This window comes from Streptomyces sp. W16 (assembly GCF_033194735.1).
Lineage (GTDB): Bacteria > Actinomycetota > Actinomycetes > Streptomycetales > Streptomycetaceae > Streptomyces.
The window spans coordinates 1-22,878 of sequence record NZ_JAWOAI010000001.1 but is presented as its reverse complement, the minus strand read 5'-3'; the positions used below and the strand labels follow the sequence as shown (position 1 = coordinate 22,878).

Genomic DNA, 22,878 nt, shown 5'->3' with positions numbered 1-22,878 from the left:
GTGACGACCGCCCTCACCATCGAAACGGACACCGTACGTCAGTTCCTCTGCACCCTCGTCCAGGTGGAGCGGCCACAGGCCGAACTCCCCGACTTCGACACCGTCATGGACGAGGTGAGAAGGCTCGGCATCGGACCCGGACGGGCCGTACTGGTGGCACTGCCGCACGGCGGGCAGTTCCTCACCGTGCTGCTCGCCCTGCTTGCCCGGGGCGCGGTTCCGATACTCCTGCCGCCCTCGGCCCCACCGTCCAGGATCGAACGCATGGCCCAGGCACTCGGGGCCGACGTACTCGTCGCGCCTCGAATCCAGGCCGATCTGGCGGGTGGTGAACCATCGCACACGATCGCCAGGACCATCCAACTGACCTTCCTGCGCGACCTGGTGACCGACAGCTACCTGCCAGGCGAGATCATCCTGCTCACTTCCGGTACGTCCGGTGTGTTCAGCGGCTGTCTGCATCGGGTCGACTCCCTCCTGCGCAACGCCGCCCGCCACGTGCGGTCCATCGGCCAGACCTCCGCCGACAGGGTGCTCGTCAACCTGCCCATGCACTACTCCTACGCCTTCGTCGCGCAGGTCCTGGGAACCCTTGTCTCGGGAGGCACAGCGGTCATCGCGGGGCCGCCGTTCACACCGGCGCACTACGAGCGGACCCTTCAGGACCACCAGGTCACGGTGTCCTCCCTGACGCCCACTCTGGTGGAGTCGTGGCGTCGCGTCGGCCGTAAACTCCCTGCCCCGTTGCGCGCCCTGACTGTCGGGGGTGGCGGGCTCGACGCCTCGTCCGTGGCGAACGTACTGGAACACAACCCGAACCTGGAGTTGTACCTCACCTACGGGCTCACCGAGGCCGGCCCCCGCGTCTCCACCCTGGCCGCCCACCTGGAGCCACCCCGCCGGTACTCGTCCGTCGGGCTCCCCCTGCCCGGCGTCCGAGTACGTCTCCGCACGGACAGACCGGACGACCACGTCGGTGAACTGATCGTCGAGACGGACACCGGCATGCTTCGCCGGGTCGGTCGGCGCGATGAGTCCGCGTGCCCGGTCGGCGACGGCAGAACGTCGATCAGCACCGGCGACATCTTCGCGATGGACGACGACGGCTACCTGTTCTTCCGCAGCCGACGACCGACCTATGTGATCAGCCGCGGCGAGAAGGTCTCGTTGAGGTCGGTCTGTGAGATAGCGGAGACGCTCCCCGGCATCCGGGGAGCGGAAGCGTGGACACACGAGAGCGCCTCGGGCGACGTCGTCTTCACCCTCGACGTCTACTGCGCCGACGACTCGATCGACGAACGGGAAGTGCGGCGGCGGCTGGCGAAGGTTCTGCTGCGCAGCGAGCAGCCGGCGCATCTGCTGATTCACCCCGCAGCGCAACTGGGTTGGCGAAAGTCCGTCGCCAAGTAGCGGAGGTTGACCATGGAACTGCTCCCCATATCGCTCGTGGTCTCGGGAGATTCGCCGCACGAGCTCACGGCGGCAGCCGACGAGTTGCGCAAGGAAGTCGAGACGACCCCGGCCGAAGCCCTGCCGCAACTCGAACACCGTCTCCTGACCACGGCCCACGCCGATCACCGCGGCGCGGTCTTCGCAACCGACCGGGCCGGACTCCTCGGCGGGCTCACCGCCCTCGCCCAGGGAAGATCCGCACGGAACGTGCTCACAGGAACCGCGGACGTGGGCCGCAAACCCGTGCTGGTATTCCCCGGGCAGGGCCTTCAATGGCCCGGCATGGCGGAGGAGTTGCTGACGTCCGTGCCCCAATTCCGGGAGCACGTCGACAGGTGCGCCCAGGCCCTGTTCCCTCATCTCGGCTGGGATCCGGGCGCCGCGCTCGTCGAACGGGAACACCTCACACGGCTCTCCGCCATCCAGCCCGTCCAGTTCGCCCTCTCCTCGGCTCTGGCGGACCTGTGGCGCGGTCTGGGACTCCACGAGGCGGCAGTACTGGGACACTCCGTGGGCGAGATCACCGCGGCCCATGCCTCCGGGGTGCTCGACGTCGAGGACGCGGCCAAGGTGCTCGTCCTGCACGGCGCCGCGCTCACCCGCCTCGAAGGCCAGGGTGCCATGGCGTCGGTCGCGGCCTCCGCCGAACGCGTCCGCCCGCTGCTGGCCGACTGGAGCGGCCGTCTGGACATCGCCGCCGTCAACAGCGCCCGGAACGTAACGGTCAGTGGTGACACGGAAGCCGTCGAAGAATTGCTGGCGGAGCTGAAGGCGCAGGGCCTGTGGGCCTGGCGGGTGCCGGGCATCGATGTCGCCGGACACTCCTCCCAGGTGGAGGCCCTGAGGGAGTTCGTACTCGACGGGGTTCCGCTCACGTCCGCAAAGACGCCCCGCGCCGCCTTCTATTCCACCGTCACGGGCACCCGGCTGGAGGGCAACGGGCTCACCCCCCTGCACTGGTTCCGGAGCCTGCGCGACACGGTCCTGTTCGAACCCGCCGTCCGCGCGCTCGTCGAGGACGGCCACCGGCTCTTCATCGAGGTCAGCACCCACCCCGCGCTGACGACGGTCATCGGCGAGACCCTCCGGAGCACGGGCGTGACCGGCGCCGTGATCCCCACGCTGGACCGCCGAAAGGACGACAGGGCGAGCCTCCTCCACGCCCTCACCCACGCCTTCGTCAACGGAGTGCCGATCGCCTGGAACACGGCATACGAACGGCTCTTCCTACGGCCTCGGCCCGCGGTGGCGCCCTCCCGCCGGCCGGAACCGCTCGCGGAAACCGCCGTCCCGGCTCCGGCCGGTGCCGAGTTCGTCGAGCGCACGGCCCTGCGCCGCGCCTCATCGGCCGAACAGCGGGACGATCTGGTCAACCTGATAGCCCGTGCGACGAGCGCGGTGCTCGGCCACACCTTCTCCGTCGGTACCCAGACATTCCTGGAGATCGGTTTCACCTCCCTCGGCGTGGTCGAGTTGGCCGCCGCGCTGTCGGCGGCCACCGGTCTCGATCTTCCCGCGACCCTCGTCTTCGACCACCCCACACCACATGCGCTCGCCACACACCTGCGGCGAGAACTCGGCCCGGAACCCGGGCAGGACAAGCCGGTCGCCCTCGAATCCGGGCACAACGCGCCAAGCACCCATGTGGGCTCCCGCACCGCAAAGGCGGAGCCGATCGCGATCGTCGGGATCGGCTGCCGGTATCCCGGTGAGGTCACCGGCCCGGACTCACTGTGGAACCTGGTGCTGGCGGGCCGCGACGTGGTGGGCGACCTCCCTGCCAACCGTGGCTGGGACACCGAGAGCCTGTACGACCCCGTCCCTGGGCGCGTCGGCAAGGCTTCCTCACGCACTGGCGGATTCCTCTACGACGCCGCCGACTTCGACGCGGGGTTCTTCGGCCTCTCGCCGCGCGAGGCGACCGCGATGGAACCGCAGCAGCGCCTGCTTCTTGAGGTCTCGTGGGAAGCTCTCGAACACGCGGGCCTCGACGCGGAGTCGCTGCGCGGCACCGACACCGGGGTGTTCGCCGGTGTGATCGCCCAGGAGTACGGTCCACGCCTGCACCAGGCCTCCGACGACGTTGCCGGGCATGCCTTCATGGGTACGGCGGCATGCGTGGCATCGGGCCGGATCGCCTACACCCTGGGTCTGGAGGGCCCGGCGATCACGCTGGACACAGCCTGCTCCTCCTCCCTGGTGGCCATTCACCAGGCCTGCCAGGCCCTGCGCAACGACGACTGTCGGCTGGCCTTGGCGGGCGGCGCGACCGTGATGTCCGGGCCCGGCGTGCTCGTCGAGTTCTCCCGGCAACAGGTGCTGGCCCCGGACGGCCGGTGCAAGGCGTTCTCGGCGTCCGCCGACGGCATCGCCCTGTCCGAGGGCGTCGGCATGCTGGTACTGGAGCGGTTGTCCGACGCCCAGGCCAACGGGCATCCGGTCCTGGCGGTGATCCGTGGCAGCGCGGTCAACCAGGACGGCGCCTCCAACGGCCTGACCGCGCCCAGTGGTTCGGCACAGCAACGCGTGATCCGCCAGGCTCTTGCCAACGCCGATCTGGCCCCTTCCGACGTGGACGCGATCGAGGCGCACGGTACGGGGACCCTCCTCGGCGACCCGATCGAAGCCCACGCGCTGCTGGCGACGTACGGCCACGGCCGACCCGCCGAACGGCCGGTGTGGCTCGGTTCGATCAAGTCGAACATGGGTCACACCCAGGCCGGCGCGGGAGTGGCCGGCCTGATCAAGATGGTCATGGCCCTGCGGCACGGGCTGCTCCCCCGCAGCCTGCACGTCGACGCGCCCTCCACGCAGGTCGACTGGTCGAGCGGCACAATCCGGTTGCTGACCGAGCAACGCCCCTGGCCGGACACCGACGGCCGCACCCGGCGCGCCTCCGTGTCCTCGTTCGGAGTGTCCGGCACCAACTGCCATGTGGTTGTGGAGCGAGCCCCTGTCTCGTCGACGCCCGCCCCGGACAATGCCCCGGGCGGGAGCACCGGCACACCACCGGAGGTTGCGTGGCCGGTCTCCGCGAAGACGGAGACGGCACTACGCGCCCAGGCCGACCGGCTGCGACGGCATGTCGCCACCCGCCCCGAGCTCACCCCCGTCGACGTGGGCCACTCGCTGCACAGCACACGGAGCAGGTTCACCCACCGCGCCGTGGTCTGGGGACGAACCCGCGACCAGCACGTGGAGGCCCTGCACGCCCTGGTCGAGGGCCGGGACCACCCCGGCCTCGCCCAGGGAGTGGTGCCTCCCCCGGGGCCCGGAAAACTGGTGCTCGTCTTCCCCGGCCAGGGCACCCACTGGTCCGGCATGGGCATGGGCCTGTACGACGCCTTCCCGGTGTACCGGCAGGCCCTCGACCAGGCCGACGAGGCCCTGCGGCCGTTCACCAGCTGGTCGGTCGTGGATGTACTGCGCGATGAACCCGGCGCACCCGCGCTCGAAGGAGTGGACGTCGTTCACCCCGCGTCGTTCGCGGTGATGGTCGCCCTCGCCCGGCTGTGGCAGTCCTTCGGTCTCGTGCCGGACTCCGTGGTGGGGCACTCCCAGGGCGAGATAGCCGCCGCCCACATCGCCGGCGCCCTCACATTGCGGAACGCGGCACAGTGGGTCACCCTGCGCTCGCGAGCGCTGACCGCCCTCGCGGGCACCGGAGCCATGGCCACGCTCGGGCTGCCCGCCGACCGGGCCCACCAACTCATCGACCGGTACGACGGTCACATCGGCATCGCCGCCGTCAACAGCCCCACGTCCACGGTCGTTTCCGGGGACCCCGCCACCATGACGGACCTGCTGCGGCGGTGCGGGACCGACGGGGTCCGGGCACGACGGATCGACGTCGACGTCGCCGGCCACTCCCGGCACATCGACGCGCTGCGCGACGAGGTCCTCGAACGGCTGGCGGACCTCACCCTCCACCCCACCACCGTCGATTTCCGCAGCACGGTCGACGGCCACCCCCACGAGACGTCACTCGCCGGCACGGCTCTGAACGCCCACTATTGGTACGACAACCTCCGCAACCCCGTGCGTCTCGCCGACACCACCCGTGCCCTGGCCGAACAGGGACACCGGACGTTCCTGGAGTGCAGCCCGCACCCGGTGCTCGTACCCTCCATCGAAGAGACCCTCGGCACCGACGCACTCGTCGTGGGCACACTACGCCGGACCAAGCCCCAGACGGGCGCCTTCACCAGCGCCATGGCGCGCCTGCACACCCATGGCCACAACCTCGACTGGAGCGCCGCCCACCCCAAGGCCGACCGGGTGGACCTCCCCACCTACGCCTTCGAGCACCGGCGCTACTGGCTCACCCCGGCGCCGTCGGCCGATGTGTCAGCAGCCGGGCAGCGCACGACGGACCATCCGCTGCTGGGCGCGGCCATCGACCTCCCCGACGACGGGGGCTTGCTCCTCACCGGCCGCGTCGGCCTGGCCAGCCACCCGTGGCTCGCCGACCACGCCGCCGCCTCGGTCGTCCTCGTGCCCGGTACCGCCTACCTCGACATGGCCCTGTATGCGGCCGACCTCACGGGACACCCCCATGTCGCCGAACTGACCCTCCACACGCCGATGGTGCTGCCCGAGCAGAACGCCCTCGACCTGCGACTCCGGGTCGGTCCACCCGACGACGACGGACACCGACCACTGACCCTGCACGCCCGCGCCCACACCGGCGCCGACATCGAGCCGCCCGCCTGGACCCTCCACGCCACGGCCCGGCTGTCCCGGGAAGCCCCGGTCCGGCCGCCGGTGGCCGGCCCGGCCTCATGGCCGCCCGCCGGTGCCCAGCCCCTCGATCTGACCGACCTTCGCAGCACGCTCGCGGCAGCCGGCTATGACTACGGCCCGGCGTTCTCCGGCCTGCGCGCCGCATGGCGGCAAGGCGACCACGTCTACACCGAAGCAGATCTCCCCGACGGGCTGGCGAGCGCCGGACACCTCATCCACCCGGCGCTGCTGGACGCCACGCTGCACCCCATCGCCCTCCCCGACCTCGCCGAGGACACAGCCGCCGGGCAGAGTGAACCACGACTGCCGTTCACCTTCGCCGGCATCACTCGTGTCGGAACTCCCGCCCGACACCTACGTGTTCACCTCCACCGTACGAAGCCCGACACCGTCAGCGTCATGGCCACCGACGCCACGGGTGCCCCGGTTCTGACCATCGACGCTGTGACCCTGCGCGGCACCACCGGCGACCATCTGCGCCAGCTGCTGGCCACCGCCCCCGAGCACGATCTGCTGCACCTCACCTGGACTCCCCTGCCCTCCGTCGGCATCCACACGGCCGACGCCCGGGACATCACCGCGTGGGCCGTGCTGGACACCGATCCCGAACTCTCCGCCGCCCTCGGCCCGGTCCCACGCCACGCCGGGCTGCCGGAGCTGCTCGCGGCCGTCGAGGCGGGATCACCGCCGCCCGAGGTCGTCATCTGGCCGCTGCCCGCCGCCGATGCAGCCGAGGACGGGGCAAGTGCCGCGCGCACCCTGTGCCAACGGGTTCTCCACTTCCTGCAGGCATGGCTCGCCGACGAACGCCTCACCCGCACCGTCCTAGCGGCCGTCACCCGCCATGCCGTCGCCACCGGCCCCCACGAGGTGCCCGACCTCTCCCACGCTCCGGCATGGGGTCTGCTGCACACCGCCCAGAACGAGAACCCCGGCCGGATCGTCCTGGTCGACACCGACAGCCACCCCCGCAACCCCGCCGCGCTGACCGCCGCACTGACGGCCGGTCATTCGCAGTCGGCCGTCCGCGACGGGCAGCCATACGTTCCCCGTCTGGCGCGGGTCGGTACGGCGGAGCTGCTCACCCCGCCGCCCGGAACGCCCCACTGGCGACTGGAGACCACGAGTGCGGGTGGCCTTGACCGGCTGGCCCTGCTGCCCGCTCCCGAGGCCGCCGCTGCGTTGGGACCCGGCCAGGTGCGTATCGACGTGCGGGCCGCCGCCATGAACTTCGTCGACACCGCCACCGCGCTCGGGCTGATCCCACCGCAGACCGGTCTCGGCGCGGAGGCCGCCGGTGTGATCACGGAGATCGGGCCAAACGTCGAAGGGTTCGCCGTGGGGGACCGGGTGGCGGCCCTCGCACAGAAGGCGTTCGGCCCGGTCGTGATAGCCGACCAACGCCTGTTGACCCGCTTCCCCGACGCCTGGTCCTTCGCGCAGGCCGCCGGAGTCCCGGTGGCGTTCGCCACCGCGTACCACGCCCTGGTGGACCTGGCCGACGTCCAGCCGGGCGAGACGGTCCTGATCCACGCAGCCGCTGGAGGCGTCGGCCAGGCCGCCACGCAACTGGTCCGCCATCTGGGCGCGATCCCCCTGGCCACCGCCCACCCCGGCAAGTGGGCCACGCTTCGCGGCCTGGGATATCCCGAAGAGCACATCGCGAACTCCCGCACCCTCGACTTCGCCGAGCGCTTCCGGGAGGTCACCGGCAGCCGAGGCGTGGACGTCGTACTCAACTCGCTGGCGGGACACTTCGTCGACGCGTCACTGGATCTCGTGGCCCACGGCGGACGCTTCATCGAGCTCGGCAAGACCGACATACGGGATGCCGAGCAGCTGGCCACGTCTCATCCACGCCTCACCTACCAGGCCTTCGACCTCCATCCCAGCGCCGGCCCCGACCGCATCGCGGGGATACTCACCGATCTGAACCACCTGTTCCGCACGGGTGTGCTCGCGCCCTTGCCGGTCACCGTGTACGGCATCCGCCACGCCCCCGACGCCTTCAGGCTGATGCAGAACGCCCGTCACACAGGCAAGATCGTGCTCGCCTTCCCCCGCCCGCTGGACCCCGACGGCACCGTCCTGATCACAGGCGGCACCGGCACGCTCGGCGGGCTCCTCGCCCAGCACCTGGTCACCACGCACGGCATCCGCCACCTGCTGCTGGCCGGCCGACGCGGATCCGACGCCGCCGGTGCCTCCGAGCTGCGTGCCGCCCTTGAGGGCACCGGCGCGAAGGTCACGATCGTCGCCTGCGACGTCTCCGACCCGGGGCAGCTGGGGCGCCTGCTGGAATCCGTACCCGCCGGGCATCCGCTGACCGGGGTGTTCCACACCGCGGGCACGCTGGCGGACGCCACCATCGGCAATCTGACCTCCGGTGATCTCGACGAGGTGTTCGCCCCCAAGGCCGACGCCGCCTGGCAGCTCCACGAGCGGACCAGGCACCTCGACCTGACCGCCTTCGTCCTGTACTCCTCGACCGCCGCCACGTTCGGCAACCCCGGCCAAGGCAACTACGTGGCCGCCAACACCTTCCTGGACGCCCTCGCCCACCTCCGCCGGCGCCAGGGGTTGCCCGCCACCTCCGTGGCCTGGGGATGGTGGCAACCGGTCACCGGCCTCACCGGCGCGTTGACCGACACCGACAACACGCGCATCGCCCGCCTGGGGCTCGCCCCCATCACGGCACAGCACGGGCACGCCCTGCTCGACACCGCGCTGGAACTGCCACATCCCGTCCTCACGGCCTCGCCCCTCGACCAGCGGACCCTCCACGCCAACAGCGAACTGGGCACTCTGCACCCCCTGCTGGACCGTCTGACCATCTCCCCGACCACCCGTCGCGCGGGCAGTCCCCCCGGCTCCACCCGAGATCTGCACAAGGACCTCGCGGACCTCGGCCCCGAACCGCGGCTACGCCGTCTGCGCACCCTGGTCACCACCCACGCCGCCGCGGTGCTCGGCCTCGACGACTCTTCGCAAATCCCGGCGGACCAGCCGTTCAAGATGTCCGGCTTCGACTCGCTCACGGCGCTCGAACTCCGCAACCGGCTGACCAGTGCCACCGGACTCCGGCTGCCGGCCACACTCATCTACGACCACCCCACGCCGGACGCCCTCGCCGACCACCTGAACGACCAGTTGTTCCCCACCGCCGAGGAGGTCCGGCCGACACCGGCCGAGGATGCCCGGATCCGCCGGGCCATCGCCTCGATCCCCGTCGCGCGCCTTCGCGAACTCGGTCTCCTCGACACCCTCGTGCAACTGGCGGACACCGACACGGTCCCTGTGCCCGCCCCCGGTCCGCACGGCGTGGAGGACATCGAGACGGCGAGCGTCGACGAACTCGTCTCGCTCGCATGGTCCGCGGAGGCGGCCGAATGAAAGCCGACCCGGGAGCAAGTGTCGTCATGTCCACCGACTCACCTCCACGGAGCCGAGCGTGAACAACACCCCTGAGGACATCGCCGAGGCACTGCGCCGCAGCCTCACGGCCAACGAACGGCTGAGGCGGACGAACCAGCAGCTGACCGACGCCGCGCGGGAGCCCGTCGCGGTGGTCGCGATGGGGTGCCGACTGCCCGGCGGAGTCGAGTCGCCCGAGCAGCTGTGGGAGTTGGTGGCCACCGGAGCGGACGCCGTCGGCGCATTCCCCACCGACAGGGGCTGGGACCTTGAGAACCTGTTCGCCCCGGTTCCCGAGGGAGCGGGCAGCTCCCCTTCCTTGGAGGCCGGGTTCCTGGCGGAGGCCGCCGGGTTCGACGCCGGGCTCTTCGGGATCTCCGACCGCGAGGCACTGGCGATGGACCCACAGCAACGCCTCCTGCTGGAGACCGCGTGGGAGGTGACGGAACGCGCAGGTATCGATCCGACATCGCTGCGGGGCAGCCTCACCGGTACCTTCGTCGGCACCACCCCCCAGGCCTACCTGCCCTCCTACGACCGGCCGGTCCCCGGCGCCGAGGGATACCGCCTGCAGGGCGGATTGCCCAGTGTCGCCTCCGGCCGCATCGCCTACACGCTCGGACTGAACGGGCCCGCCGTCACCGTGGACACCGCGTGCTCCTCCTCTCTGACCGCCGTGCATCTCGCCTGCCAGTCCCTGCGGGCCGAGGAATGCTCGCTCGCCATCGCCGGAGGCGTGACGGTCATGGCGACCCCGGAGGTGTTCGCCGAGTTCAGCCGGCAAGGAGGTCTGGCCGCGGACGGTCGGTGCAAGGCTTTCGGTGACGGCGCCGACGGTACCGGGTTCGCCGAGGGCGTGGGGTTGTTGCTGCTGCAACGGTTGTCCGACGCGGTAGAGGCCGGTCACCCCGTACTCGCTGTGATCCGGGGCAGCGCCATCAACCAGGACGGAGCCAGCAACGGCCTGACGGCGCCGCACGGCCCGGCCCAGGAACAGGTGATCCTCCAGGCGTTGGCGAGCGCGGGCCTGACGCCGTCCGACGTGGACGCCGTGGAGGGGCATGGGACCGGCACCGTGCTGGGCGACCCCATCGAGGCGAACGCCCTGATCAACACGTACGGCCAGAACCGTCCCGCGGACCGGCCACTGTGGCTTGGTTCGCTGAAGTCCAACATCGGGCACACCCAGGCGGCGGCCGGTGTCGCGGGGATCATCAAGACGGTCCTGGCCCTGCGCCACGGCGAACTGCCCAAAACCCTTCATGCCGACGTCCCGACCTCCAAGGTGGACTGGTCCAGGGGGGCGGTGCGGCCGCTCACCGAACAGCGTCCCTGGCCGGATCGCGGGCGGCCCCGTCGAGCGGGAGTGTCCTCGTTCGGCCTGTCCGGCACCAACGCTCACCTCATCCTCGAACAGGCACCACCGCCGCGTGCGGACAAGCCACGTGGCCCGGCTCCTTTCCCCGCGTTGACCGCTCCGGGGTTCATGTGGCCGCTGTCCGCCGCGTCACTCGACGGGGTGCGTGCCCAGGCGGCACAGCTCTCACGCGTTTTGACCGAGTCGCCCGAGGCGGAGGTCGACCTCGCCGCCGTCGGCTTTTCCCTCGCGACCACCCGGGCCCACCTCGACCACCGGGCTGTCCTGACCGCGGCGGACCGCACGGGAATGGTCACCGCCCTCGATGCGCTCGCGCACGACCGGTCCGCGGCCGGCGTCACCAGGGGGGTGCGCACTCCGTCGCGCGGCACCGCGTTCCTGTTCTCCGGCCAGGGCTGCCAGTGGCCGGGGATGGGCCGCGGTCTCCACGCGAACTCCCCGGTATTCGCCCAGGCGCTCGACGAAGCCTGCGCCCATCTCGACCCGCACCTCGAACACCCCCTGCAGAAGGTGATGTTCGCAAGTGACGACACCGCCGAGGCCACGCTGCTGGACCGCACCGATTTCACTCAGGCCGCCCTGTTCGCGCTGGAGGTCGCACTGTTCCGGACGGTCGAGAGCGTCGGTCTCCGCCCCGACTTCGTGGCCGGGCACTCCGTCGGTGAGATCGCCGCCGCCCACGTCGCCGGCGTCCTGTCCTTGCCCGACGCGGCCGAACTGGTCGCAGCCCGGGGCCGGTTGATGCGATCGCTGCCCGCCACGGGAGCGATGATCACCGTTGAGGCCCGTGAGGAGGAGGTCCTGGCCACCCTCTCCGGCTACGAGGACCGCGTCACCGTAGCCGCGGTCAACGCGCCGTCCTCGACGGTAATCTCCGGCGACCGCGACATCGTCGTACGAATGGGCGAGGAGTGGCGGGCCCGCGGTCGCCGTATCCACCGGCTGCGGGTCAGCCACGCGTTCCACTCCCCCCACATGGACCCGGTTGTCGCCGAACTCGGCCGTGCCGTGGCCGATCTGGGCTTCCGGGCCCCAGCCGTTCCCGTCGTCTCCACGCTCACCGGCACGGCACTGTCCGCGGCGGAGGCCTGTTCGCCCGGCTACTGGGCCCGTCAGGCGCGGGGGGCTGTCCGCTTCGCGGACGCCGTCGGGTGGCTGCGGGCTCAGGGCGCCACCGCCTTCGTCGAGATCGGACCTGACGCGGTCCTGACCGCGCTCGGCCAGTCAAGCGTCGGCGCCGCCCGACCGGTGGCCGGTAGGCCTGCCGTCACATGGACATCCACCCTGCGCAGAGGACGTGACGAGCCGCGGATTCTCACTGCCGCGCTGGCCCGCCTCCACGTCCGGGGAGCCCGGCTCGACTGGACACGGATCCTTCCCCGTGCGGGCCGTGCGGAACTGCCCACCTACCCCTTCCAGCACCGGCGCTACTGGCTCCGCACGCCAACGCGCGCCCACGCCGTCGGCGGGGGCCTGACCCCGCTGGCACATCCGTTCCTCGATGCCGGGATCGAACTCGCCGGTGAGGATGGCTGGTTGTTCACCGGTACGCTGTCGGGCCGGCAGCACCCATGGCTGCTCGACCACGAGGTGGGAGGCACCGTGGTCGCGGCGGGTGCGGCCACCGCCGAGATGGTGCTGTACGCCGGGACGCGGCTCGGCTGCGCCCGACTCGACGAACTCCTCCTGCACACCCCCCTGCCGCTGCCCGGGGAGCCCGTCGACATCCAGGTGCGCGTCGGACCGGCCCAGGCCGACGGGCGGCGCTCCGCGGACCTCTCCTTCCGCCTCCCGTCCGGTCCCGCCACTGTCGACGCCCCGGAGCGGGAGTGGACCCGCCACGCCACCGGCACCCTCGCGCCAACCGATACCGCCGTGCCCGTGTGGCCCGATCTCAGGGTCTGGCCCCCCGCAGACGCGGAGCCCGTCGACATCCACTCGTTGTACGGGCACCTCGCCGAACTGGGCATCACCTTCGGCCCTGCCTTCCAACTGGTCACAGCCGCTTGGCGGCACGGCGCAGACACCTATCTCGAAGCCCGTCTGCCGTCGGGCGATGCCGGGACACGCGCTGCCTTCGACGTCCATCCCGCCCTGCTGGACGGGGGCCTGCAGGGCTGCCTCGTCGAAACGGTGACCGCCCCGGCCGACGAGCGGCGGGCCCGGATGATCCTCTCTCTCACCGGCATGCGGATCCACACCCGGGGCGTCACCGCGGTACGCGCCCATCTGTCGGCCACGACACCCGCCGCGTCCCCGCCCGGCCACAGCACGTACGCGTGCCGGATGACCGACGACAAGGGCAAGCCCGTCGCCACGATTGAGTCGCTGGCACTTCGGGCCGTCGACCCGTGGACGATCGGGGGTGCCCGTGGCCACCGGCGACCTCCCTATCTCCTGGCCTGGCGCGAGGCCGCCATCGCTGCCTCCCGGCCGCCACGCGCCGCGTGCTGGATCGTCCCCGACGACATCCCGTCCTGGCTTCCGCACGACTGTCGGCCGAGCGAGGTGAACCCCCGGGTGTTCACCGGTGTCTGCCCCGCGGTCGACGCCCTCACCGTCCGCCCGGGCGATGACGTGGCGATCCTGGTGTGCGCCGAACGCTCAGGCGTGGCAGTGCCGGAGGCCGCACATCGTTCTGCCCGAGACCTCCTTGCCGTCGTCCAGAGGTGGTTGGCCGACGCGCGGACCGTCGGCCAGTTCCTGGTGGTCATGACGCACGGCGCAGTGGCGGCAGGAGACACGGACGACGTACCCGGCCTCGCTCAGGCACCGGTGTGGGGTCTGCTGCGCACGGCCCAGTCCGAGCATCCCGGCAGGTTCGTCCTCCTCGACATCGACGATCACCGCGACTCCTGGCGACACCTGTCGTCCGCGGTCGCCATCGCGGTGGCCGACGGCGAGCCCCAACTCGCCCTGCGCAGCGGCCGGTTGCTTGTACCCCGGCTGACCACAATGAAATCCGGCCCGTCACTCACCCCGCCGGCCGGGCATACGGCCTGGCGTCCGGCCCTTCCCGAACGGCCCGCCGGAAGCCCGGACGAGCTTGTCCTCGCCCCCTGCCCGGCCGCCGAGACCCCTCTGGCGGAGGGCCGGGTCCGCGTCGCCGTGCGCGCGGTGGGGGTCACCTCCCGCGACCTGCTGATCACCTCGGAGACGCTCCCCGAGCCGGGGCGGATCGGCGTCGAACTGTCGGGGGTGGTCGTCGAGTGCGGCCCGGGCGTGGGCGAACTGCGGCCCGGAGACCGGGTGATGGGCCTGGCGCGGGGAGGGGCGACGGGGTCCCTGGTGGTCACCGACCACCGCCTCCTCGCCCGTGTCCCGGGCGGCTGGACGTTCGCCCAGGCCGCCACCGTCCCCGTCGCCTTCCTCACCGCGTGGGAGGGCCTCGTCGACACCGGTCTCCGGCCCGGCGAGACGGTACTGATCCACGACGCCGCCGGTGACGTCGGCATGGCCGCCGTCCAGATCGCCCTCCACCTCGGCGCGGACGTCCACGCCACCGGGCACCCCGCACAACACGCGGCCCTGCGTGCTCTCGGCCTCGACGACTCCCACATCACCTCTTCGGAGGAGATCGGCCTCGGCGAATCCTCCGACGCCCGCCGGGCCGGCTCGACCCTCGACGACTCCGGCGTCGCCGTCCCGCAGAACTCCGGCTCCGTACGGCAATTCCGCAGCCACGAGCCGAACGGGAACCCCGAGCAGGTGTCGAGCACCTTCGCACGGCTGGCGGACCTGTTCCGTGACGGAGTCCTCGGCCCCCTGCCCCTCACCACCATGGATATCCGCCAGGCTCCCCGGGCGATGGAGTTCCTACGGCGCTCCGACCGCACCGGGAAGGTTGTCCTCACCCTGCCGCGCTCCCTGGATCCCGAGGGAACCGTCCTCATCACCGGAGGCACCGGTGCTCTCGGCGCCCTCGCCGCCCGCCGCCTCGTGACCGAACACCGGGTCCGGCACCTCCTCCTGGTCAGTCGCCGCGGCTCCAAGACTCCCGGCTCGGCCGACCTGTACGCCGAACTGACCGGCCTCGGCGCACAGGTCACCATCGCCGCCTGTGACGCCGCCGATCGCGACGCCCTTGCCGCCGTCCTGGACGGCATCCCCACCGGGCATCCCCTAACGGCCGTCGTCCATGCCGCCGGCACGGTGGATCCCGCCGGGGTGGAGACACTGACGCCGAACCAGATCGACGGCGTCATGGCCAAGGCGGACGCCGCGTGGCATCTGCACCAGCTCACCGAGCGGATGGACCTCGCCGCGTTCATCCTCTACTCGTCGTCGGCAGGCATCCTGGGGTTGGCCGGGCAGGGCAACTACGCCGCCGCCAACGCCTTCGTCGACGCCCTGGCCTGCCACCGCCGCGGACTCGGGCTGCCGGCAACCGCCCTGGCCTGGGGAATGTGGGACGAGAGGTCCCGGATGGGCGAGCGGCTCGGCGCCGAGGAGATACGGCAACTCATCGGCTCGGGGATCGTGCCGATGTCCGCCGCGCAGGGGCTGGCACAGTTCGACGCCGTGCTCGGGACCGGCCCTGACAGCCGCCTGCCGCTGTTGGTGCCGGTCCGGCTGGACACGGCCTCGCTCCGCGCGCAGAAGCCCACTCCGCTGCTGTCGGAGCTCATCACCACGACGTCCCGTCCGTCGACCGCGGTCGACATGGCCCAGCGGTTCGCGGCGCTGCCGGAGTCCGAACGGCCCGGGTTCCTGCTCGACCTGGTGACCAGCCATGCCGGCGCCGTCCTCAACCATCATGATCCCACGGCCATCCTGGCCGACTCGGACTTCCGGTCCCTGGGCATGGACTCCGTAACCGCGGTGGAGATGCGCAACCGACTCGCCGACGCGACGGGGCTGCGCATGCCAGCCTCCGTCGTCTTCGACCACCCCACCCTCGGTGCCCTCGCGAACCACCTGGGCGACCAACTGACCGACTCCACCGGTCCCGTGGCACCGACGGCACCGCAGCCCGACAGGCTTGCGGCGGCCACTCTGGGCAGCTTGTTGGGGCAGGCGGTAGCACAGGGCAGGACCAACGAAGGCATCGGCGTACTGGCCGCAGCCGCGCGGCTGCGGCCCTCCTTCTCCCACCCGCCCCGGCCGGACCACCTGCCCGCCGCGACCTGGCTGCGCCGGCACGGGCGACCCGCCCTGATCTGTGTGGAGCCGTTCATCCCGGGCGTAGCGAACCTCACCTACCAACGGCTGGCCACCGCCCTGGACGGACAGCACGACGTGGCGGCCGTACGACTGCCGGGTTACCACGACGGCGAGGCGCTGCCCGCAACCGTCGACGCCGCGGCCGAGGCGTTGGCCACCTGTGTGGAGGCGTGTTCCGAAAACCGGCCGTTCACGCTGGTCGGCTTCTCCACCGGGGGTTTCGCCGCCCACGCCGCGGCCCACCGTCTGGAGGCCCGGGGCATCCGTCCCGAAGCCGTGGTGCTGATCGACAGCCTCTCCCCCAGCGCCGTCGCCGGGTCGTCCGCCGCCGACATCCTGCGGGAATGGCTGGCTTCGGGAGACGAGTTCTGGTCCCACGACGATGCCGGACTCACCGCCATGGGCTGGTACCTCGACCTGTTCGGCCCACGGTGGACGCCGGCCGAGCCAGTGGCCCCCGTGTTCTTCGTCGAAGCCGCCGAGCAGGTGCCCTCCGCCCCCGCTCACGGCTGGGCGCGGCTTTGGCCAGGACTTGCCGCCCACGTCACCACACCTGGCCGCCACTTCACGCTGCTCACCGACCAAGCACCGCACACCGCGCGAACGATCACAGACCTGCTCCACGCACGGCGCACGTTCCCCACCGCACCCAACAAGCCCTGAGGAGACCCCCCATGAGCACCCGAACCGAGTGCTATCAGCTGCCGGACGCACGACTCCTCGCATACGCCGACGACACATCCGACATCACGCCGGACGAACTCGCGGTGACACTGCGGGAACTCGACGATCGGGAGCTGACCTATCCCGAAGTCATGCGGCTGATCAACGTTCTGGGTTCGCCGTCGGCCGATGCGATCAAGTCGATGGTCATCGCCACCTCGACCTCGATCAGGACGCGCAAGCACGGCAGGGCGGTCGTTCCCATGGCCCCCGTCGAAGTAACCAACCGTTGCTCGTCCAACTGTGTCTTCTGCGGCTGGCGCGCGAGCAATCAGGACATGCAGCGGCTCACGATCTCCGAAAAGCTGGTCCAGCTCCAAACGCGCTACCTGGTCCGGAAAGGCATCCACGACATCGAACTGGTCGGCGGCGACGACACCACATTCGTACGCGACACCCTGCCGAGCCTTCTTCCACAGATCCGCAAGGAGCTGCCCGAGGACGGCATGACGCACTTCTGCACGATGGCGCTGACCAGCAACCAGTACCGGGACCTGCGGGAGTGCGGCGCGGACTCCATGATCATGTGGCAGGAGACCTACGACGCGGACCTCTACCGTCGTTCCATCCCCACCGGGCCCAAGGCCCGGGGCATCGACGAGAACTTCCGCGTTCTGCGCGACGGCGACGGCTTCCGCTTCCGCCTGGAGAGCCAGGACCGGGCCGCACGCGAAGGCCTCGCGGTGTCGGTCGGCTCGATGCTCGGCCTCAATCCCAACCTGGGGTTCGAGATGCTCGCCACGATCGACCACGCCCGCTATCTCAGCGAGACCTACCTGCCGGAGCACCCCGTCATCGTCGGCATGCCGACCTGGAACCACATCACCACCCCCAGGACAGACCGGCGGCCCGAGCACACCCTGAGCGTCGAGGACTCGTTCTCCTACCTGGCCTCGGTCTACTTCCTCTCCCTGCATCTGCACGACGTCTGGGTGTTCCCGAACTGCCGGGTCAGCATCAGCGCGCAGGCGGACGCCGTGCGTGCTGCCGGAGTCTTCACGTCCACCGAGGTGAAGCTTGGTCCCGGCGGCTACCTCACGGCCGCGCTGGGCGGGATGCCGGAAGGCGACCGTGAGGTGGTCTTCGCCGAACTCCCCCTGCTGCGCACCGAAAAGCCCGCACTCGACGAGATGGAACAGTTCCGGCACCACCACCATCCGCACGAGGAATACGTTCGTGAATTCGCTCAGCGTGACCTATTCTTCCAGGCCAGGGGATGACCATGGGAATCACCGCCAAGGGAATCGCCGGGCACACGCTGAGCCGCGCCGAGTTCGACCTTCTCGGGATGGTGGACAGGCGCTATTTCGCGGAGTCCTCGGAAGCCCGGTTCGGGGAGTGGAGCAGCGCGTTCGTGACCTCTCACTCCGACTGGAAGACCCGTGTGGAGGTCTACTCCGAGCTGGCCACGGCGACCGTCACCGGGCTGGCCACCGTAGGCGGGCCCGTGCCGGGCCGACGCACCCGCATCCTCGTCACCGGGTCGGCCCTCGGTTCCATCGCCACCTACTTCCACGCGGCGTTGCTCGCCGAGCAGGGATGGCTGGACCACTGCGACTTCGAACTGACCGACCTGCTGGAGGAACCCCTTCACCTCACCAAGGCGGGTTCGTTCGACTTCCCGGCCGATGCCGCCAAGTCGAGCGGTGTGTCACACCTCCTGTCACCCCAGGAGTACCGGAAAGTGCTCTCCTCCTGCGAGGTATGGGCTGCTGACGCGGTGGATCTCTCTGCTGCCCCGGACGGCGCCTACGACGTCGTCGTGGCGCCCTACACGCACCATCACCTGAATCTGCTGGACAAGGCCCGTGCCTGCGCCGAGCTGCATCGCGTGACGCGCCCTGGCGGTCTGGTGGTGATCGGCGACCTCACCTTCGGCTACGAGCAGTTCCTCGACTGGCTGGCCCACCACCGGGATGAAGGGGTCCCCTACGCGCTTGAGTGCTTCGTCTCCCGCCGGGAGCACCAGGCGCTCGTACCGGACAGCACCGAGGTCTCGGCTCACGAGGGAGATTACTTCTACGCCTTCGCCGTAGCCAAAGCGATGTGAGGGGGACTCATGTCGATCTTCGACGACTTCCGGCAGGTGGCACTCCGCCGGCCCAACGCGCCCGCGCTGGTCACGCTCGACGGTGAGGTGTCGTACGCGAACGTGCTCGATCTCGCCGACCTGATCGCCGGCGGTCTGCTGACAGCGGGTCTGCGCACCGGGGACAGAGTGGCCGTGCATCTCGGCAACCGGCCTGAGCTGGTCTCGGTCTACTACGCCTGCCTGCGGGTGGGTGCCGTGATTGTGCCGGTCAGCTACAAGTTGTCGGGCAGCGAGGTGGGACATCTCCTGGCGCACAGTGGGGCTCGGTTCTACCTCGGCGAGTCCCGAGTGTACGAAGCATGGGCAGACGTCGTCGGGCAGAGCCCTGCCCTCGAACAGGCCTGGGTCCTGGATTCCCCGGATGCGACGGCGACGACACGGCCGTGGAGTGATCTGCTCGTCAACGGCGCCGCCGTAATCGACGACATCGGTCCGGACGAGCCGGCCGCCATCTTCTACACCTCGGGTACTACAGGACGGCCCAAGAGCTTCGTCCTGTCGCAGGCAACCCTCGGCGCCGGTCTCGTCCTGATGGCGGCCACCGGCGCCGGGCACGCCGACGCGACGTACTGCATGGTCGATCTGATCAACCCGTTGGGCATCGTCGTCCTGCTCACCTCCCTGCGCCGCGGTCGTCCGTTGGCCTTGACGTCGACGCACACCGCGGACGTCATCCTGCGGATGTTGCGCACACACCGATGCGGCTGGATCTGTGGCGCGCCGTCCACCTTCCGCGGTCTGCTCAACGAGGCCGACCGGTCCACCGGACCAGCACTCGATCTCAGGCTGACCAGCTGCGTCGCCGGGGGCGACGCGTGTCCGCCCGACCTCGGCCGTGACTTCGTCAAGACCTTCGGGACCCATCTGCGGGGCTTCTACGGCCTGACCGAGACCGCCGCGCCCGTGATCCAACAACCGAGGATCGACGCCGTCGACGAGCCGTCCATCGGATGGCCACTGGACGGCGTGGAGATACGGGTCGAGGCCGAGCCGGGGGAAGTCGGTGAGCTGCTGCTCCGCAGCCCGTCCCGACCCGTCGGCACCTGGAACGGAACGGAGTTGGACCGCTTCGACCGAGAGCAGTGGATCTCCACGGGAGACATGGTCCGACAACAACCGGACGGTTGCCTGCTGTTCGTCGCCCGGCAGAACGATCTGATCATGGTAGAGGGCTATCCGGTATCGCCGTTGCAGATCGAACAGGAGCTGGCCGCGCACCCGGATGTCGCCGCCGCCATCGTCTTCGGCGTCCCCGACGCCGGCACCGGTGAACGTGTGATCGCGTTGGTCGAGCCCGAGCCGGGACGACACGTCGAGGTGGGCGAGTTGCGGAGGCATCTGTCCGGCCGTGTCGCCAAGTACAAGTACCCGAGCGAGATCAGCCTCGTCGAGAAGCTACCAGTGCTGTCCAGCGGAAAGCTCGGTCGGCAGCGACTCGCGGCCGACTACCCGTCGTCGTATGCCGGTTGACGGCTGCGCACGACATCCGGAGAAGGCCGCGGCGGCCCGAGGTGCGGCTGCCGTCTGCCCGGTCCGGCCGTGAGGAGGACTCGTCGTGACGTTCTGCTTGGTCATGTCTCCCGCACAGAACCGCATCCCGACGGGGCACTTGGGCACGGTGCCGAAAGACCGCGGCTCCGGGTCGCTGCTCCGTCCCGCCCGACGCCGACGCGACAGACGCGAAGGCGGGCAGGCCGTACCGCCGACCCGGACTCACGAAGCGATCGCCCTGCAGGACGACTTCGACCATGCCGCCGCCAGAGACAGGTGGATTCCCGCACTCCACCCCAAGGCCCTCGGCTACATCGCCGAGTTCGAGAGGACCGCGCGAAGTCGACGGCCCCGAGGCCGTCGGCCGGACCGCGCTCCCCCTGCGCGACCTCCTCCCCAGAGTGAGGCCGACAAGCCCACCGACCACATCACCCCTCGCCGATCCCGCCCGTGGCAGGACATCCTCATCGTGAAAGACGGTCAGCTCATGCCCATCTCGACAACCGAACCCGACGTGCTCGGACCGGAGTTCGTACAGGATCCGTACTCCGTCTACGACCGGCTCCGCCCACATGGCCCGGTGCACCAGGTCATCATGCCCACCGGGCTGAAGGCCTGGCTCGTCACCCACTACGAGGAGGGCCGCGCACTGCTCGCCGACCCACGGCTGAGCAAGCAGATGGCCGACGCGGGCCCGCTGTTCGAAGAACACCAGACGGACATGAACCGGCAGCGGGACTACACCCATGTGATCCAGCAATCCATGATCAACTTGGAGCCGCCCGACCACACCCGGCTGCGCCGCCTGGTCACCAAGGCGTTCACCATGCGACAGGTGACCCGCCTGCGCCCCCGGATCGAGCAGATCGCCGACGAATTGCTCACCTCACTGTCCGGCCGCGACGAGTTCGACCTCATATCCGAGTACGCCGGACCGCTGGTCAGCAGGGTCATCTCCGAGCTGCTGGGAGTACCGGAGGCCGACCGGACCGAGTTCCGCGCCCGGTCCGCCGTGCTGGGCCTTGACGCGGACCGAGCGACCGTGGCGGACGCCTCGGACCTGCTGCTGGACATGGTGAGCGACATCGTCACGGCCAAGCGCGGCAACCTCGGCGACGACCTGCTGAGTTCCCTGGTCGTAGCGGCCGACGGCTCCGACCGGCTGACCCACGACGAGATCGTCTCGATCGCCATCATGATGTTCGCAGGCGGCTACGAGACCACGGTCAACCTCATCGGCAACGGTACGCTCGCCCTGCTGCGCAACCCGGACCAAATGGCCACTCTGCGGGCCGACCCGTCGCTGCTGCCCAACGCGGTCGAGGAATTCCTGCGCTTCGACAGTTCGGCCAACATCAGCCACTTCCGACGCGCTGTCGAACCCGTTCGCATCGGCGACGTGACGGTGCCGGTCGGCGCCTTCGTCTTCATCGGGCTCGCTGCCGGCAACCGGGACGAGGCCAGGTTCCCCGATCCGGACCAACTGGATGTCACCCGCGCGGCGAACGGTCACCTCGCGTTCGGCCACGGCATCCACCACTGCGTGGGCGCACCGCTGGCCAGGGTCGAGGGCGAGATCGCGTTCGGACGGCTGCTCGCCCACGTCCCGTCGTTCTCCCTGGCGGTCGATCCGGACGAGCTGGTCTGGCAGTTCAGCATGATCCACCACGGGGTGACGGCGCTGCCCCTCCGCAGGGCATCGCTCTGACCATGCCCGCCCGACCCGGTGTCTCCGCCGAGCCGCGCCCGGATCGACCGACGCCGCCGACCGTCGTGGACCTCGGGTCGGGCCTCTCCCCCGCTCGTACAACTCCTCAGCGCTGTGGGGCAGCCACATGAAGAAAATCGTCAACGCCGTACTCTCCAGCGGGACGACGGCCGAGGACTTCGCCGCTCTGAGACTCCCGGAGACGTGTCGCGCGGTCGTCATCAGGAAGGACGAGACCGGACTCTTCGAGGGGATCGCCTCGGCGGACAAGGACCCCCGCAAGTCGATCCACCTGGACGACGTCCCGGTGCCCGAACTCGGCGTCGGCGAGGCCCTGGTGGCTGTGATGGCGTCGTCCATCAACTACAACACCGTCTGGTCGTCGATCTTCGAGCCGCTGTCGACCTTCGGCTTCCTGGAGCGCTACGGCAAGCTCAGCGAGCTCACCAAGCGGCACGACCTGCCGTACCACATCATCGGTTCCGACCTCGCGGGCGTCGTCCTGCGCACCGGCCCGGGCGTCAACGCCTGGAAGCCCGGTGACGAGGTCGTCGCGCACTGCCTGTCCGTCGAGCTGGAGTCCTCCGACGGGCACAACGACACGATGCTCGACCCCGAGCAGCGGATCTGGGGCTTCGAGACCAACTTCGGCGGGCTCGCCGAGATCGCACTGGTCAAGTCCAACCAGCTGATGCCCAAGCCGGACCACCTGTC

Annotated in this window: 7 protein-coding genes and 1 pseudogene; all 8 read left to right on the top strand. The window is 70.3% G+C overall.

Going from position 1 to position 22,878, the window contains the following annotated elements; translation table 11 throughout:
* Positions 1-1,410, top strand: coding sequence for a class I adenylate-forming enzyme family protein (locus tag R6V09_RS00040; protein WP_317879206.1), 1,410 nt, complete (start codon positions 1-3; stop codon positions 1,408-1,410).
* A gap of 12 nt (positions 1,411-1,422) precedes the next feature.
* Positions 1,423-9,588 (top strand): SDR family NAD(P)-dependent oxidoreductase, encoded by an 8,166-nt coding sequence (locus R6V09_RS00035; protein ID WP_317879205.1) that lies wholly within the window; start codon positions 1,423-1,425, stop codon positions 9,586-9,588.
* Positions 9,589-9,667: 79 nt separating this feature from the next.
* Positions 9,668-16,813, top strand: a pseudogene (locus tag R6V09_RS00030) (SDR family NAD(P)-dependent oxidoreductase); the annotation flags it as partial.
* Positions 16,814-16,824: 11 nt separating this feature from the next.
* A complete protein-coding gene (locus tag R6V09_RS00025; RefSeq protein ID WP_317879203.1) occupies positions 16,825-18,093 on the top strand; it encodes a radical SAM protein in 1,269 nt (422 codons plus the stop codon).
* Between the two features lie 2 nt (positions 18,094-18,095).
* A complete protein-coding gene (locus tag R6V09_RS00020) occupies positions 18,096-18,923 on the top strand; it encodes a class I SAM-dependent methyltransferase (RefSeq protein ID WP_317879202.1) in 828 nt (275 codons plus the stop codon).
* Positions 18,924-18,932: 9 nt separating this feature from the next.
* Positions 18,933-20,435, top strand: a complete 1,503-nt coding sequence (locus tag R6V09_RS00015; RefSeq protein ID WP_317879201.1) for a class I adenylate-forming enzyme family protein — start codon at positions 18,933-18,935, stop codon at positions 20,433-20,435.
* Between the two features lie 508 nt (positions 20,436-20,943).
* Positions 20,944-22,164 (top strand): cytochrome P450 family protein, encoded by a 1,221-nt coding sequence (locus tag R6V09_RS00010; RefSeq protein WP_317879200.1) that lies wholly within the window; start codon positions 20,944-20,946, stop codon positions 22,162-22,164.
* A 127-nt stretch (positions 22,165-22,291) separates the two neighbouring features.
* The coding region (locus R6V09_RS00005) for an alcohol dehydrogenase catalytic domain-containing protein (RefSeq protein ID WP_317879199.1) at positions 22,292-22,878 on the top strand (587 nt) is incomplete at its 3' end.

Coding starts and splice junctions, on each gene's coding strand:
- R6V09_RS00025 (WP_317879203.1), top strand. CDS start 16,825: ATGAGCACCCGAACCGAGTGCTATCAGCTGCCGGACGCACGACTCCTC.
- R6V09_RS00010 (WP_317879200.1), top strand. CDS start 20,944: ATGCCCATCTCGACAACCGAACCCGACGTGCTCGGACCGGAGTTCGTA.
- R6V09_RS00020 (WP_317879202.1), top strand. CDS start 18,096: ATGGGAATCACCGCCAAGGGAATCGCCGGGCACACGCTGAGCCGCGCC.
- R6V09_RS00035 (WP_317879205.1), top strand. CDS start 1,423: ATGGAACTGCTCCCCATATCGCTCGTGGTCTCGGGAGATTCGCCGCAC.
- R6V09_RS00015 (WP_317879201.1), top strand. CDS start 18,933: ATGTCGATCTTCGACGACTTCCGGCAGGTGGCACTCCGCCGGCCCAAC.